The 16417-nt window shown below is 65.8% G+C and carries 8 protein-coding genes; 5 read left to right on the plus strand and 3 right to left on the minus strand.

What is annotated here, in order from left to right:
• Positions 1 to 49: 49 nt before the first annotated feature.
• Positions 50 to 1339, minus strand: coding sequence for a sugar MFS transporter (locus BT115_RS14295; RefSeq protein ID WP_072323305.1), 1290 nt, complete (start codon positions 1337 to 1339; stop codon positions 50 to 52).
• A 387-nt stretch (positions 1340 to 1726) separates the two neighbouring features.
• On the opposite strand from BT115_RS14295, the gene glk reads away from it, so the two are divergent.
• The 3 genes from glk to BT115_RS14310 all read left to right on the plus strand — a co-directional run bounded on the left by glk (position 1727) and on the right by BT115_RS14310 (position 8191).
• Positions 1727 to 2752, plus strand: coding sequence for a glucokinase (gene glk, locus BT115_RS14300; RefSeq protein WP_255369458.1), 1026 nt, complete (start codon positions 1727 to 1729; stop codon positions 2750 to 2752).
• A 119-nt stretch (positions 2753 to 2871) separates the two neighbouring features.
• Entirely contained in the window at positions 2872 to 5604 is a 2733-nt protein-coding gene (locus BT115_RS14305; protein WP_072323306.1) for a TonB-dependent receptor, read from the plus strand.
• Positions 5605 to 5917: 313 nt separating this feature from the next.
• On the plus strand, positions 5918 to 8191 hold the full coding sequence (locus BT115_RS14310) for a beta-N-acetylhexosaminidase (protein ID WP_072323307.1): 2274 nt from the start codon (positions 5918 to 5920) through the stop codon (positions 8189 to 8191).
• 31 nt (positions 8192 to 8222) lie between these two features.
• On the opposite strand, the gene BT115_RS14315 is transcribed toward BT115_RS14310, so the two are convergent.
• Positions 8223 to 12530, minus strand: a complete 4308-nt coding sequence (locus tag BT115_RS14315; RefSeq protein WP_072323308.1) for a DEAD/DEAH box helicase — start codon at positions 12528 to 12530, stop codon at positions 8223 to 8225.
• A gap of 126 nt (positions 12531 to 12656) precedes the next feature.
• Between BT115_RS14315 and BT115_RS14320 the strand changes: the two genes are divergently transcribed.
• Both BT115_RS14320 and BT115_RS14325 read left to right on the plus strand, forming a co-directional pair.
• Complete coding sequence (locus BT115_RS14320) at positions 12657 to 14864, plus strand: beta-glucosidase family protein (RefSeq protein WP_072323309.1); 2208 nt, start codon at positions 12657 to 12659, stop codon at positions 14862 to 14864.
• 238 nt (positions 14865 to 15102) lie between these two features.
• Positions 15103 to 15888, plus strand: coding sequence for a transporter (locus tag BT115_RS14325; protein ID WP_177257424.1), 786 nt, complete (start codon positions 15103 to 15105; stop codon positions 15886 to 15888).
• Between the two features lie 326 nt (positions 15889 to 16214).
• Here BT115_RS14325 and BT115_RS18485 read toward each other — a convergent pair whose 3' ends face one another.
• Entirely contained in the window at positions 16215 to 16406 is a 192-nt protein-coding gene (locus tag BT115_RS18485) for a hypothetical protein (protein ID WP_143144580.1), read from the minus strand.
• Positions 16407 to 16417: the final 11 nt, after the last annotated feature.

Consider the following 16417-nt stretch of genomic DNA (forward strand, 5'->3'; position numbering starts at 1 on the left):
ACCTCGGCAAGTTTACACAAGCGGTCGTCCCATCATGGCGGTCCCGGGGTCAGTCCCTGACGTGCTGACCGACCCGGTGGCCTGCCGCGCCGTAGTACAGGATGTAGAGGTAGCAGGGCACCATCAGGCCGAGAAACACGGCCTGGAAGTCGTAATGCTGCTTCAGGTGGGCGAACAGCACGGGAATGATGGCGCCGCCGGCAATACCCATGATCAGGAAGGCCGAGCCGAACTCGGTCAGGCGACCGAGACCCTTGATCGCCAGGGGAAAGATTGCCGGCCACATCATGGCGTTGGCAAAGCCGAGCGCCGCTACGAAGCCGACGGAAACGTAACCGCTGGTCACGTAGGTGCCGATGGAGAACACCACACCGAGGATCGCCGAGAGGGCGAGATAGCGCTGCTGTGAAACGAACTTCGGAATCAGCAGCAGGCCCGCTACGTAGCCAACGAGCATGGCGATCAGCGTGTACGAGGTGAAATGGCTGGTGTCGGCCGGCGACATGCCGAAGCCCTGGCCGTAGGTGCCGATCGCGTCACCCGCCATCACTTCCACACCCACGTAGACGAACAAACAGAGCACGCCGAGCCACAGATGCGGGAAGCTGAAAAGGCTGCCCTTGTCATGGCCGATGGCGCGTTCGGAGTTGTCGCTGGACGGCTTGATCTCGGGGAGCGAAGAGCGCACGACCCAGATGGCGAGGAGGACGAGAAGCCCGGCCATGACCATGTACGGCATGTGCACCTTCGCTGCGAACGCGGCGAGCAGGGCGTCCTTATCTGCGGGCGTCGCCGCATCGGCAATCTGCTTGCCGAAGTTCTGGATGTCGCGCATGACCAAGGCACCGAAGACAAACGGTGCAAGCGCACCGGCCACCTTGTTGCAGATACCCATGAAAGCGATGCGCTGTGCGCCGCTTTCGATCGGACCGAGAATGGAAATGTACGGGTTGGACGCGGTCTGCAACAGCGAAAGACCGGCGCCGATGACGAAGAGCCCGGTGAGTGCGCCCGGATAGACACGCATCGTGACGAACTGGCCGAACATCACCGCGCCGATCGCCATCACGAACAAACCGAGCCCCATGCCTTTCTTCATGCCCGTTTTCTTGAGGATGAAGGAGGAGGGCAGGGCGAGGAAGAAGTACGACAGATAGAACGCCATCGGCACGAGGAAGGCGTTCACGTCGTCGAGGTCGAAGGCCAGCTTGACGAAGGTGATCAGCGGGCCGTTGAGCCAGGTGACGAAGCCGAAGATGAAGAACAGGACGCCGATGATGATCATCGGGACCAGGCTGGAATGACGATTCTCGTCGACGGCGACCGCGGTGGACGACATGGTGGCTCCCCTCGTGATGGATGTACGCACCCGGAGCGGCAGCACCGGGCACCTCCCTTTGGGGCCCTTTATCGACCTGCATGCACAACGTTGTCAATTGCCTCGGCGCACCTGGGCATGACCGGTGGCAGGGGTCGGTGCCATCGATGTCGCGCCGCGTCAAACGGCAGATTCATAGGGAATACCCTGGGATAACGCGTGTTTTCGAGCCTGCTGATGTGCAGCGACCGCATGGGCGCCTCGCTGGTGTTGCGGCGCGTTATGGAATGCCCGCTGTCCTAGCCATCTGTCCAGTTGACAACGTTGTCATTGCGCTCACAGACTCCGCGGCAACAGGGGCGCCGTGGCGAGACCACGTGGGCGCAAGGCATCGACAAGGGGCAAGGTGTGGGCGATTCGGCCAACCAACGGGACGTTCGGCGTATGCCGGGGATCGGGGCGTTTATCGCCGCCGACGTCGGCGGGACGCATGCCCGTATCGGGCTGGTACGTCGTTCCCCCGGCACATCGGCGATCGAGGTGCTGCGCTACGAGCGTTATGCCTGCGCCGAATGGCCGAGTCTTACCGCCGCCCTCCAGGATTTCGTGAGTCGTCTGGACGGCCAGGTTGCGATCGAGCACTGCGCCGTCGCCTGCGCCGGGTATGTGCTTGGCGATGCCGTCGTCAACGACAACCTGCCCTGGCCGGTGTCGATCGGCGACATCCGCCACGCGTTGGGCCTTACCGGTCTCGCTGTCGTGAACGACTTCGAGGCAGTCACCTACGCCTGCCAGTTCCTGCACGACCACGAGACCACACCGATCATCGAGACCGACGCGCCAAAGACCGTGGGACCGATCATCGTGATGGGCCCGGGCACCGGCCTCGGCTCCGCCGTGTTGCTGCCCGGAAAGCCGCACGCGACGGTGCTGCCGACCGAAGCAGGGCAGATTTCGCTTGCGCCGGGCAACGATCGCGAAGTGGCTATCCTCGGCGAACTCGCGCGCGGTCGCGACTATGTCTCCTACGAAACGGCGCTTTCGGGCCCCGGTCTCGTCAATCTCTATCGCGCCTTATCCACGCTGCGCGGCACCGCCGCGACGCTGCACGAGCCCGCCGCAGTCAGCGCTGCCGCGCTCGACGGCAGCGATGCCACTGCAAGCGAAGCGCTGGACGTCTTTTGCGGTCTGCTCGGCAGCTTCGTCGGCGATCTCGCCATGCTCTATGGCGCGCGCGGGGGCGTGTATCTCGCTGGCGGCATCCTGCCGCAGATACGCGAACGTCTGCTTGCCAGCAGCTTTGCCACCAGGTTCTTCAACAAGGGCGTCATGCGCGCCTTTCTCAAGCAAGTGCCGGTACGTCTGATGGACCACGGACAGTTGGGTGTGATCGGTGCCGCCGGTCTCTACCTGCACGGTTCGAACGCTCATTGAAGAGCGGGAAAGGAACGCAGGCTTAGTTCGAAAAACCGGGCCGCGAGGCCCTTCGATAGCAACGAAGCACGACGCGGTCGCGAAACCCGTCGCGCTACATCCTCTGAGGGGAGGACACCATGTCGCATCGTAGAAACCTGCTCACGGCGAGCATCATCGCCGGATTGTGCTGTTTCACCGGAACCGTGGCCGCACAGGACACGACCGCGCCGGAGAAGCCGCAGACCGCCCAGCAAAAAGCCGACGCCGCCAAGGCCGCCGAGCTCGAGGGCATCACCGTCACCGGCATCCGCGCGAGTCTCGAGAAGTCGCTCGACACCAAGCGCAATGCGGATGCCGTGGTCGAGGCCGTTACCGCCGAGGACATCGGCAAGTTCCCGAACACCAACGTCGCCGAAGCGATGACGCAGATTCCGGGCGTCGTGATCGATCGCTCGTTCGGTCAGGGCGATCGCGTGTCGATCGACGGTACCGATCCCAGCCTCAACCTCACCTTCCTCAACGGCCAGCCGATCTCGCAGACGCCGTGGCAGTACGGTGCGCAGCCGAACCGCGGCTTCGACTTCACCATGCTCGCGCCGGAAATCGTCGGACGCCTGGAAGTGTACAAGTCGCCGGAAGCGCGCCTGCCGGAAGGCAGCCTCGGCGGCACGATCCTGCTGCACACGTTGCAGCCGCTCGATTTGCCGGCGAACACGATTCGCGGCTCGTTCGGTCTCAACTACAACGATCAGGCGACGCCGGGCACGCGTCCGAATGCCTCTGCGCTGTACAGCTGGAAGAATGCTGCGAGCACCTTCGGCGTCATCGCCTCCGTGCAGCACTACGAGGAAAAGATCGATCGCCAGGGCTTCGAGATCTTCAGCTATAGCCCGGTGTCGAAGTGGGCTTCCAGCCCTGCCGTCGCCGCCGGCATCGCCAACGGCACGCTCGATCCCAACGCCAAGGTGCCCGACGAGGTGAACTCGGCGTGGTTCCAGCAGAAGCGCAAGCGCGACACCGCAACGCTCGGTTTCCAGATCCATCCGACGGACAACTGGGACATCGACATCAACAACCTGTTCGTCCGCGAGAACTTCGACAACTGGAACCAGTCGCTCTACCCGTTCACCGGTGCCACGCCGGGCAACGTCACGAGCTTCAACCAGGGTCCGAACGGCATCGTCACGGGCGGCCACGTGTGCGGCAACGATACGGTGGGTTGCCCGGCCATCGCGCAGGGCACCTTCGACAGCAACATCCGCAAGTCCGTCGTGCGCACCTCCGCGTTCGACCTGAAGTCCACCTATCGTGGGGACGGCTGGAAGCTCGGCGGCGCCGCGGGTTACAGCAAGGCCAACAACGACAACATCTCGCAGGCGGTGATGGAACCGGTATATGCCGGCGGCTACACCTGGGATATCAACAAGGGTTTCGCTTTCGACAACCCGGCTGCGGCGCGCGATCCCGCCAACTGGCACATGGGCGACGTGGACGGCCTGGGCGGCTGGCCGGGTAACTACGGCGACTATTCCGCGCAGTCGCGCGATACCTATGCGCAGCTCGACTTCTCGAAGTACTTCGATTCGTTCTTCAACGAACTGGCCTTCGGCTACCGCTGGAACCGCCACGAAGAGGGCATGCAGGCGCATGTCTACGGCGGCAACGCGCCGACCAACCTTGCCGCGCTCGGCTTCGGCGGCTACACCGATACGCTCGACGCCTTCGACGGCGCGCTCGACGGCGCGTCCAGCCACGTGATGCCGGACCGCAACGCGCAGTACGCCTGGGTGCGCAACACCAACGGCGGCAACGAAGATCCAGGTACCTACCTCAACGGCACCTACAAGCTGGTCGAGAAGACCAATGCGGCCTATGTGCAGGGCAACTTCGCCGGTGGCAACTTCCACGGCAACGTGGGCTTCCGCTACGTCGACACCAAGACCGACGGCACGGGCTTCGTGTACAGCGGCGCCCCGGTGCTGCCGGCACCGGCCGGTTCGTGGCAGACCTCGTCGCGGACGACGAAGAACTGGCTGCCCAGCCTCAACGTCGCCTACGACGTGAGCGAGGATGTGGTGCTGCGATTCGCCGCCGCCAAGGTGATCGCGCGTCCGCCGTACAACATGCAGGTGAACAACCTGTTCCTCAACGACTCGGTGCTCACCGGCTCGGGCGGCAACCCGAACCTGAAGCCGTACAAGTCGAAAAACTTCTCGCTCTCCGCCGAGTGGTACTTCGCGCCGCAGTCGTACCTGGCGCTGACCGGCTTCTACAAGAAGATCGAGAACTACACGTTCGTGGATTCGGCACCGGAAACGCAGTTCAACTCCGGCCTGCTCAACGACCCGACGACGTTCGCACGTCAGGTGGCACAGGGCCTTTGCACGCCCGACGGCTTCTGCACGTACAGCATCAGCCGTCCGCGCGACACGGGGTCGGGCAAGGTGCGCGGCGGCAGCCTGAGCTACCAGCAGGCGTTCTGGGATACCGGCTTCGGTGTCACGGCGAACTACACGTACGCCAAGGGCACGCTCGATTCCGGCGGTTCGCTGCCGTACAACTCGAAGAACTCGTACTCGGTTAGCCCGTACTACGAGATGGGTCCGTTCAGTGCCCGCCTCACGTACAACTGGCGTAGCAAGTACCTCGCTGGTGGCTACATCGCCGGCGCGCCGCCGGCCACCACCGCCGACTACGGCGACCTCGGTGCCACGCTGGGCTGGAAGCTCAACCAACAGGTCTCGTTCACCCTCGCGGGCATGAACCTCACCAACGAGAAGTACAAGCAGTACCTCGGCATCACGGCCATGCCGGTCGCGAAGTACACCACGGGCCGCCGCTACATGGCCTCGGTGCATTTCGAACTCTGACAAGCGACATGCGACGCGGCCAAGGACGGCCGCGCCGATCCAAGCTCCATTCCCCTCGGGCCCGTCAACTCCTCGACAGGGCCCGTTTTTTTTTGTGATTGTGGGAGCCGCTATGTAGCGATGCGAAACCTACAAAGCAAAGGTGGGAGCCACCCCTGGTGGCGAAAAGCCAACGAAGCGGTGTAGCGGCAACGCACGCCCCCATCGCCAGCAGGCTGGCTCCCACCGGCAGGTTTCCCCTCCGCCGCTATAGCGGCCCCCACGCGGAAGGCGCCACAATCGCCCGATCGCCTCACCACGACAGGAGCCCTCGATGCGCCGATTCCTTTTCCTCGCCCTGGCCGCCGGCCTCAGTGCGTGTGCCAGCCAGCCGAGGCAAGAATCCGGTCCCGTCGATCAAACGCCGCTGTCGCTCATTCCCATGCCGGCGCAGCTCCAGCGGCTGCCTGGCCACTTCCGCCTCGACGCGTCGACGACCATCAACGTGGCCAAGGGCGACGTGCAGGCGAAGCGCGTGGCGAATCAGTTGCAAGGCTGGATTCGACAGGCGCGTGGCATCGCGCCCGCCATCGTCGAAGGCAAAGGAAAGGGCGGCATCGCCCTCGCGACCACGGCCAGTGTCAAAGGACGCGAGGCTTATACGCTCGACGTCGATGCCAGCGGCGTACGCATCGCCGCCAACGACGAAACCGGGTTGTTCTACGGCGCGGTGACCTATTGGCAGCTGCTGACCGATCCCGCCGCGCACAGCGGCGTTCCCGCCGTGCACATCGTCGATGCGCCGCGTTTCGAGTGGCGCGGCCTGATGCTCGATTCCAGTCGCCATTTCCAGTCGGTCGCAGAGATTCAGCATCTGCTCGACCAGATGGCGATGCACAAGCTCAACACCTTCCACTGGCACCTCACGGACGATCAGGGTTGGCGGTTGCAGATTGAAAAATACCCGAAGCTCACCGAGACAGGCGCTTGCCGCAAGCCGGTGGGACCGGACGTCGCACTCACCGGCGGTGCCGACACGCCTTACTGCGGTTTCTACACACAGGAAGAAGCCAAGCAGATCGTCGCCTATGCCGCCGAGCGGCACATTACCGTCGTGCCCGAGATCGAAATGCCAGGCCATGCACAGGCCGCCGTGGCGTCGTATCCGAAGGTGGGTGCAGGCGGGAAGAAGCTCGCGGTGTCGACCGACTGGGGCGTCAACACCGCGCTTTACAACGTCGACGATGGCACGTTCACCTTCCTGCAGGACGTGCTGGATGAAGTGATGGCGATCTTCCCGTCCACGTATATCCACGTGGGTGGCGACGAGGCGGCCAAGGATGAGTGGGAGCGCTCGAAGACGGTGCAGGCGAAGATGAAGGCGCTGGGCATCGATGACGAGGAACAGATGCAGGGGTGGTTTATCGCGCGCATTGGCGATTACCTCGAAAAGCACAATCGCCATCTCATCGGCTGGGACGAGATCCTGGACGGCAAGGTGCCCGCTAGTGCTACCGTTATGTCGTGGCGCGGTACGAAGGGCGCGATCAAGGCGGCGAATGCGGGACATGACGTGGTACTCGCGCCGTCCCCGACGCTGTACCTCGACCAGTTGCAATCGACGCTGCCCGACGAACAAGCAGGGCGCCCCTCAGGCCAGACACTCAAGACCTTTTACGACTTCGAGCCGGTGCCTACGGACATCACCGCCGACAAGGCGAAGCACGTGCTCGGCGCCGAGGTCACGGTGTTCAGCGAGTACCTGCCCAACTGGTACCGCACGCAGCATGCGATCTTCCCGCGCATGGCGGCGCTCGCCGAGCGCACCTGGTCGCAGAAGGCGGACTGGAGCGGATTCATCGCGCGCTTGCCGGCGCAGATGTCGCGGTATCGCGCGGCCGGCATCGTGCCCTCCGACGGCGCCTACGCCGCGGCCATCGCCGTGGCGCCTGCCGCGGATGGCAAGGCGACGGTCACGCTGTCGAACCAGAGCGGTTACGGCACGCTGCGCTATACCACGGATGGTTCGGCGCCCACGGCACAGTCCACGGCCTATGCCGGTCCGTTCGACGTAGCGTTGCCGACCACCGTGCGTGCGAATGCCTTCGCCGGAAACTTCGGACTTGCCGGTCCGCGCGATCGCGAGATCGATGCCGCCTCGCTGCTGCGCCGGAGCAGCGACGAACTCGCCACATGCAGCGACAAGCTCGTCCTTCGCCTCGAATCGCCGGAAGCCGTGGACGGTCGCCGTCCCGTCTACAAGGTTGACATCATGGACACGTGCTGGATGTGGAAGGGCGTGAAGCTGGACGGTCGCTACGGCGTCGCGGTGACCGTGGATCGTCTGCCGTACAACTACGCGCTGTGGAAGGACACCAAGGGGATCGTGTCGCGCAAGTCACGTTCGGCCGCGGGCGAACTGGAAGTCCATCAAGACACCTGCGACGGCCCGAAGCTGACGAGCATTCCGCTCGCCAAGGCCAAGGACGGACGCGCCACGCTCGATGGCATTCTGCCCAAGCGCGAGGGCACGCACGATCTCTGCTTCGTCATCACCGGCAAACCCGGTCCGAAGCTCTGGGTGCTGGGCGACGTGCAGCTTCGCTAAGCGGATCGCGCGTACGTCACGTATGCCGATATCAGAACAATGGTATCGGCGTCCGCATGTCCGCCTTGCGTTGCAAGGCGGTACGCGCTTCGCGTTCTTCGTCGCCTTCCAGCGGCATCAGCGTCACGAACTTGCCCGCGATCATCGCTGCCAGCGGCATGCCGTCGCGAATGGCGATGCGGTTGCCTATCGTCGCGGGTACCTTGGTGCCTACGACGATGGTGCCAACGAGATTGAGCGGGTCCGTGCCCGCAATACAGACGATCTCGCCATCGTGCACTCGGTGACGAATCTGCCTGAGCGCAGGCAACGCTTCGGGTAGCGCGAACTGTTCGCCAACGAGACCGTCGACAAAGCGACCGCCACGGATTTCGCCGCGGGCTTCGAGTCGGTGATACACACGACGCAGTTCTCGCCATGGCGGCAGCCATGCGGCTTCGCGTTCGAGGATGCGCCAGCTCACCACACCGTAGCGACGAAGCAGTGTGCGTGCGATGTGTTCGAGACCATCCGCATCGGTGCGCGTTTCGTTCGCGCGACGCGCGAGCGCCCAGCGCCCCGCATCTTCGATACCGCTCAGCATATGCCTGCGCGTGCGCCGATGCCGGCTGCCGTTGCGCTTGGATGCGGGCAGCAGCAAGGCGCGCAGGCCGGCGAAGCTGTCGGCCGTGACGCGACCCGCGGCGACCAGTTCGCCCAGCGCGTCTTCCAGCTCCGTGCGCAGGAGACGCGTGGTGGACGCCAGCTCGTCGAAGAACAACGCGCCTTCGTCGCGAAGTGCATCGACCACCGCCTGCGCCCGTGACGAGAGCGACACCTCGTCGGCAGACACGGGGGCGGCAGCGGACCAGATGGGGAGTTGCCGCCTCGGCAAGAGCACGATGGGCGTCGAGCGAACCGGGCCACCGCTACCCGACCCGAGCCGCAACCGGCTCCAGACGACGCGGCCAGCGCGGCATAGGTCGTCGAGCCAGCCGATGCTGTAGTCGGTGACGCGCGCAGGAAGCAGCTCGGATTCCCACGCGCCGGCGGCCGCCTCGAAACCTTCCAACTGACCGATAACGCCTGCCAGGGCATCGGGACCGGCGACTTGCGTGGTGCGCGTGACGTGCTGCCAGTCGAGCAGGAAGCGCAGGAAGTCGCGCGGCGCGACCGGTTCGATCTCGCGACGCAGGCGGCCCAACGTGTAGCGATGAATACGCGCGAGCAGGTGCCGCTCGCACCATTCGGTGTCCGTCGCGCCCGGCGAGAACGGACCGCGCATGACGTAACCCTCGCTTTCGAGCGACACGAGCGCTGCATTCACGTCCATCGATGCCACGCCCAAGGACGCGGCCAGCGATTCGGCAGAGACCGGCCCCAGGCCGCCGAGGCGTCCACGCACGATGTCCACGCGTGCCGACTCCGGCGTCCATGCCTGCGCCTCGAACTCCGCGGGCGCGGCAATGGATGGCGTGAGCGTCGCTTCCGGATGGATCGTGCGCCAGATGGGCAGGCGTTCGGCAGCCACCCAGAGCGAGGTATTGCCTGCGCGCAACAAGGTGGCGCGCGCGTCCGTCGCCAAGGCGGACAGCAACGCCGCCCAGCCCGCGTTGTCGCGCACTTCGTCGAGCGTGACCGCACCGAGCTGGACCAGGGCCTCGTGCATCTCATCCGCACTGCGCGCCTCGGGCCACGCTTCTTCGCGCACGGAGGCAATGGCTTCCGGATCGAGACGTCCGAGGTCGTCGGCGCTTTCCGCATCGTTCCAGCGCCGTGACTGCACGGCCTGCGTGCGGCGCTCTTCCAGCGGCGCATCGTCGAGGAACGCGTACGGTGCCGCGCTCAACACTTCGGCAGCGAGCGGCGACGGCGTGGCGAGATCGCGGGCCACCATGCGAATGCGCCCGCTTTCGAGGCCACGCAGGATCGCCAGCAGACCCTCGCAATCCATCGCTTCGTGCAGGCAATCGTCCAGCGTCTGCTTCACCAGCGGATGATCGGGTACCTCGCGCTCACCCGCCAGGTTTTCCGCGCAAGCCACCTGATCGGGAAACACGGTCGCGAGCAGGTCCTCACTCTTCATCCGCTGCAGTTGCGGCGCCACTTTCTTGCCACCCGTAAAGCGCGGCAGCGCCAGCGCCGTGGTCGCATTCCAGCGCCAGCGCACCCCGAACAGCGGCGCATCGAGCAATGCCTGCACGAGCACGTGCTCGGCGGACTGCGAGTGCAGATAGCGCGCCACTTCATCGAGCGGGAAACTGTGGCTGGTGGACAGCGAGAGCACGATGGCGTCTTCCGTCGCCGCGGCCTGTAGCTCGAAGTTGAACTTGCGACAGAAGCGCTTGCGCAGTGCGAGACCCCAGGCACGGTTGATCCGGCTGCCGTACGGCGTATGGATGATGAGCTGGGTGCCGCCGGATTCGTCGAAGAAGCGCTCCATCACCAGCGTGTCGAGCGTCGGCAACGCACCGAGCGCCGCGCGTGCGCGGAACAGGTAATCCACGATCTGCTCTGCCGCGGCCTTGGTCAGGGCCAGCTCGCCCGTGAGCCACGCCAGCGCCGCCTCGCGACCGCCTTCGTCGAACGCGGCCGACAGGGCTTCGCGCAGGCGCGACACGCCGAGCGACAGCTCGTTCGTTCGTCCCGGCGCTTCACCGAGCCAGAACGGGATGTTCGGCGGCGCGCCCTGAGCGTCCTCCACACGAAGACGCCCCATCTCCACGCGCAGGATGCGGTACGAACGATTACCGAGCTGGAAGATGTCGCCCGCGAGGCTTTCCACCGCAAAGTCTTCGTTCACCGTGCCGACGACGGTCGCCTGCGGTTCGAGCAGGACGTTGTAGTCGCCGGTGTCGGGAATGGTGCCGCCCGAGGTGACCGCCGTCAGCCGCGCACCGCGGCGTTCGCGCAGACGTCGGTTCACCGCATCGCGATGAATGTACGAGCCCCGCGGACCGACGCGCGTGGTGAATCCGTCGGCCAGCATCCTTACGGTTTCGTCGAAGGTCTCGCGTTTCAGTGCGCGGAACGGATAGGCGCGACGTACGAGGTCGTAGAGCGCGTCCTCGTCCCATTCCTGGCAGGCCACTTCCGCCACGATCTGCTGAGCCAGTACGTCCAGCGGTTCGTGCGGGATGATCAGCGTGTCGAGTTCGCCACGCCGCACGCAGTCGAGCAGGGCGGCGCATTCCACGAGGTCGTCACGCGAGGTCGCAAAGAGGCGCGCCTTCGGCGTGCCGCCGACCGCATGGCCGGCACGACCGGCACGCTGCAGGAACGCCGCGATGGAGCGGGGCGAGGCAATCTGGCACACCAGGTCCACATCGCCGATGTCGATGCCCAGCTCCAGCGACGCCGTGGCGACGAGCGCGCGCAGCTCGCCGCGCTTGAGGCGTTGCTCCGCGTCGAGGCGCTGCTCGCGCGAGAGGCTGCCGTGGTGCGCGGCCACCGCATCGTTACCCAGGCGTTCGGAAAGATGCCGCGCCATGCGCTCGGCCATGCGGCGCGTATTGACGAAGACGAGCGTGGTGCGGTGCTGCTCGACGAGATTGGCGAGCCGGTTGTAGACCAACTGCCACATGTCGTTCGACATCACCGCTTCGAGCGGTACCGGCGGTACTTCCAGCGCCAGATCGCGCGCGCGGCTGTGGCCGATATCGATGAGGGCGCAGTCTTCGCGCTCGTTGCCGGTGAGGAAAGCCGCCACGCGCTCGATGGGCTTCTGTGTGGCGGAGAGACCGATGCGCGTGATGCGCCGCTGCGCCACGCATTCCAGCCGTTCCAGCGAGACCGCGAGATGGCTGCCGCGCTTGCTTCCCGCGACGGCATGGATTTCGTCGACGATCACCTCGCGGATGTTCCGCAGCATGGTGCGTCCGGACTCGGAGCCGAGCAGTACGTAAAGCGATTCCGGCGTCGTGACCAGGATGTGCGGCGGACGACGCTTCATCCGCTCGCGATCGGACGAGGGTGTGTCGCCCGTACGCACGGCGGTGCGGATTTCCAGATCCGGCAGACCACGCGCGCGCAGTTCTTCGCGGATGCCGGCCAGGGGCGCCTCGAGGTTGATGCGAATGTCGTTCGACAGCGCTTTCAGCGGCGACACGTAGAGGATCGTGGTGCGATCGCGCAGCCCGCCTTCGTCCACGCCCTCACGCACGAGATCGTCGATGGCGGAAAGGAATGCGGTGAGCGTCTTGCCCGAGCCGGTGGGCGCCGCGACCAGCGTATGGCGGCCCGAGCGGATCGCCGGCCACGCCGCGACCTGCGCGGCGGTGGGCTCGGGAAACGTCTTCGCGAACCACGCGGCGACGGCGGGATGGAAGGCGCTGAGCGTTGTCGACTTTTGTGAATTCATTGAATCACTTAAGTGGGGTCCGCACGACCCCGGGGCAAGCGACCAGCGTACGCTTCGGCGTCTCACGGGTTGCGATGAAAACGTTACTTCGCGATGGTGGGGCATTCCTTGCCACGAATCGTGACCATGACCGACCTCGCGCGCCGCTCCGCTCTCGCTCTTGCCCTCGCCGCCGGCCTTGCCGGCTCGGCCCACGCCGCCGTCCCTGCCGACCGTCCGTGGATGGACCGCTCGCTGTCGCCCGACCGCCGCGCCGAGCTGATCGTGGCGGCCATGACGGACGACGAGAAGTTCCGGATGATCCGCGCGGACTTCGGCCAGAAGAACGACAAGGCGCCGCACTCGCCCGAATCCCTGGAGGGCGCGGGCTTCGTTCCGTCCATACCTCGCCTCGGTCTGGCCGCACTGAACGAGACCGATGCCGGGCTCGGCGTTACCCGTCCGGGCAACGATGGGCTCGGCGCGATCTCGCTGCCGGCCGGTCTTGCGACCGCCGCGAGCTTCGATCCCGCGGTAGCGCATGCAGGCGGACGCATGATCGGCGGCGAAGCGCGCGGCAAGGGCTACGGCGTACTGCTCGCGGGCGGCGTGAACCTCGTTCGCGATCCGCGCAATGGCCGCAACTTCGAATACGCGGGCGAAGACCCGGTGCTGGCGGGCACGATGGCGGGCGCGGCGGTGAGGGGCGTGCAGGAGCAGAAGGTGGTCGCCACGGTGAAGCACTTCGCCATCAACGACCTGGAATCCGGCCGCAATACGCTCAGCGCCGACATTGACCCGGTCGCGCTGCGCGAGTCGGACCTGCTCGCCTTCCAGCTTGCGATCGCCAAGGGCGATCCGGGCTCGGTGATGTCCTCGTACAACAAGGTCAACGGCACCTACGCGGGCGAGCACGACTGGTTGCTCAATCAGGTGCTCAAGCAGGAATGGGGGTTCAAGGGCTGGGTCATGTCGGACTGGGGCGGCGTGCACAGCGGCGCCAAGGCTGCGCTCGCCGGCCTGGACCAGGAATCGGCCGGCGAGGTCTTCGACAAGGAAGTGTTCTTCGACAAGCCCCTGCGCGAGGCCTATGCCGCGGGCCAGTTCCCGAAGACGCGTCTGGACGACATGGTCAAGCGGATCATGCGCAGCCTGTTCGCCCACGGCGTCATCGATCAACCGATGAAGCCGACCAAGGTGCCTTACGAGGCCGATCGCATCGTGGCGCGCGATGCGCTGGAAGCAGGCGCAGTGCTGCTGCGCAACCAGGACGCGTTGCTGCCGCTGGCTCGCAAGGGACAGTCCGTCGTCGTCATCGGTGGCCGCGCCGACAAGGGCGTGCTCGCCGGTGGCGGGTCGTCGGCCGTGTCCGACGTCGCTGGCGATCCCGTGCCAGGGCTGGAACCGAAGGCGTGGCCGGGCCCGGTCAAATACCACGCGTCCGCGCCCCTCACGTTCATGCGCAAGCTGGGCGGCAAGGTGAGCTTCGACGAGGGCACCGACCCTGCGGCCGCCGCGAAGGCCGCAGCCAACGCGGACGTCGCGGTCGTTTTCGTCACGAAGTGGGCCGCCGAATCGTTCGACACCCCGAACCTCGCCCTGCCGGACGGGCAGGACGCCCTGGTGGAAGCCGTGGCAAAGGCCAACCCGAAGACCATCGTCGTGCTGGAAACCAACGGGCCGGTGGCGATGCCGTGGCTGGATCACGTGGGCGCGGTCATGCAGGCGTGGTACCCGGGGGCGGGTGGCGGTGAGGCCATCGCACGCCTGCTCTACGGCGTAAGCGCGCCATCTGGCCGCCTGCCGCTAACCTGGCCGAAGGACGAGTCGCAATTGCCTCGCACGACCATCGCGGGCGCGGGGCTGTATTCCAAGGAAAAGCCTGCGGACAACGTCGACTACAACATCGAAGGCGCGGATGTGGGCTACCGCTGGTTCGAGAAGACCAAGCGCGAGCCGCTGTTCGCCTTCGGGTACGGCCTGACGTACACGAGCTTCGCCTACAGCGAGTTCTCGGTGGACAAGGATGCGAGCGGTCACCCGGTCGCGCACGTTACGGTGAAGAACACGGGCAAGGTCGCCGGCGCCGACGTCCCGCAGATCTACGTCACGGCACCCGGCGCCAGCACGCGGCGCCTGGCGGGCTGGAGCAAGGTATCGCTGAAGCCGGGCGCCAGCCAGCGCGTGGACATTCCGCTGGAACCGCTGGCGCTGGCCCGCTACGACGACAAGGCGAAGCGCTGGCAGGTCGCGGCAGGCAGCTACAGCGTCAAGCTGGCCCGCTCCGCCACCGATGTCGCCACGGAAACGTCGCTGACCCTTCCCGAAAGCTTCCCGACGGCGAAGGCCCCCTGACGGGGGCTCGCACCCGCTTGCGGTAGCGGCGTGTGGTAGCCGATTGGGGGAGCTGTTTGTGGGAGACGCCATGGCGGAGAGGAAGACTTGCCGGTGGGAGCCAGCCTGCTGGCGATGAGAACTTGCCTCACCGCTACACCGCTTCGTTGGCTTATCGCCAGCAGGCTGGCTCCCACCGGCGGCTACCACTGTGGTTATCTGCACGCCATGGCGACAGCGCATCGCCACAATGCGCGGCATGACCTTTCGCCATGCTCTCGTCGTCTTCGTCGCCGTCGCCACCGTCCTCGTCGCGACGGGCGCCCATGCCGACCCTCCGGACTTCGATCGTCCCGGCGCGGGCTTTGCCACGACGGTGCTACCAGTGGGCACCGTGGCGCTGGAGCAGGGCCTGCCGACCTACGAGCGGCAGCGCGACGACGGTTACCTGGATCGCACGTACACCGCGGATAGCCTCATTCGCGTGGGTCTCGGTGGCCCTGTCGAGCTGCAGGTGGGCGGGTCGGCGTGGAACCGCCTGGAAGAGCGGGGCCAGGGATCGCGCCGCCACGCGGTTGGCCACGGTGACAGCAGCGTGGGCGTGAAGTGGGCGCCGGGCGGCTCGGGCGATGCAGGCGCTTTCAGTTGGGCCGCCCTGGGCCAGGTGACCTTCGCCAACGGCGACAGCGACTTCGGCAACGGCGCGCGCCAGGTGAGCCTGGGCGCGACCATGCAGTGGCAGCCGGACAAGGTCATCCAGAACACGCTTTACGCAAACGTCGACCGACTCAAGGGACGCAACACGTGGACGCTGGCGCCGACGTTCGGGCGCAAATTCGGCGAGAACGTGGTTGCCTACGTGGAAGCGGACGCCATCCACGACGCCGAAGATGGCAACGAACTTCAGCTCGGCGGCGGCATGGCCTACACGCTGGGCGATCACATGCAATTGGACGCGTATGCCCTGCACCGCGTCGGGCGACACGGCCCGTCGGTGAGGGCCGGCTTGGGACTGTCCGTCTTCTTTGGCAACCCCAAGAATTAACCGGGTTCGAGGCGAAGCCCGCGAGGTCGCTCGGCTTGGCCAGAAAAAACATGGCCCCCACGCTCACGCGGGGGGCCATGGTGACCGTCCCTGGGTCCGGCGGCTTGAGCCGCCCCAACGCGGCCCGGCATAGCCGGCGCGGCGTTATCGCCGATGAAGGGGGGGATCGATCCTTGCGCTAGGGACGGACGGCATCCTGCCGTCGGATCGGTCATCGGCGATTCGTTTGCCTCGCCTGGGCATCCAGGCGGGGCACGGACCTAATCTTGCGTAGGTCAGGTGCCGACGGATATAGGAGAATTCTTAAAATTAGTGCCGATTTACCTTCACCGCGTGGGAGAAGGCGCACCTTCGGCTGAGCGGCTCCGTCCGGGGCCGCGCGAAGCGGGGCGCTCGCGACGGCTCTCGCGTAACGGCGGTCGGGTCGGCTGCGGGACGTTGACGCCGCGGCTCGCCAGGCTGCGCAACTGCGCGGCATCAGATGAGCCGTAATCCCGTTTCTTCGTGTCGTTCTGCATCACTCGTCTCC

The organism is Luteibacter sp. UNCMF366Tsu5.1, from assembly GCF_900119235.1.
In the GTDB taxonomy this organism is placed as follows: domain Bacteria; phylum Pseudomonadota; class Gammaproteobacteria; order Xanthomonadales; family Rhodanobacteraceae; genus Luteibacter; species Luteibacter flocculans.

Excerpts from the sequence above, each read along its gene's own strand:
- BT115_RS14295 (WP_072323305.1), bottom strand. The coding sequence starts at position 1,339 with ATGTCGTCCACCGCGGTCGCCGTCGACGAGAATCGTCATTCCAGCCTG.
- BT115_RS14305 (WP_072323306.1), top strand. The coding sequence starts at position 2,872 with ATGTCGCATCGTAGAAACCTGCTCACGGCGAGCATCATCGCCGGATTG.
- BT115_RS14310 (WP_072323307.1), top strand. The coding sequence starts at position 5,918 with ATGCGCCGATTCCTTTTCCTCGCCCTGGCCGCCGGCCTCAGTGCGTGT.
- BT115_RS14315 (WP_072323308.1), bottom strand. The coding sequence starts at position 12,530 with ATGAATTCACAAAAGTCGACAACGCTCAGCGCCTTCCATCCCGCCGTC.
- BT115_RS14320 (WP_072323309.1), top strand. The coding sequence starts at position 12,657 with ATGACCGACCTCGCGCGCCGCTCCGCTCTCGCTCTTGCCCTCGCCGCC.
- BT115_RS14325 (WP_177257424.1), top strand. The coding sequence starts at position 15,103 with ATGACCTTTCGCCATGCTCTCGTCGTCTTCGTCGCCGTCGCCACCGTC.
- BT115_RS18485 (WP_143144580.1), bottom strand. The coding sequence starts at position 16,406 with ATGCAGAACGACACGAAGAAACGGGATTACGGCTCATCTGATGCCGCG.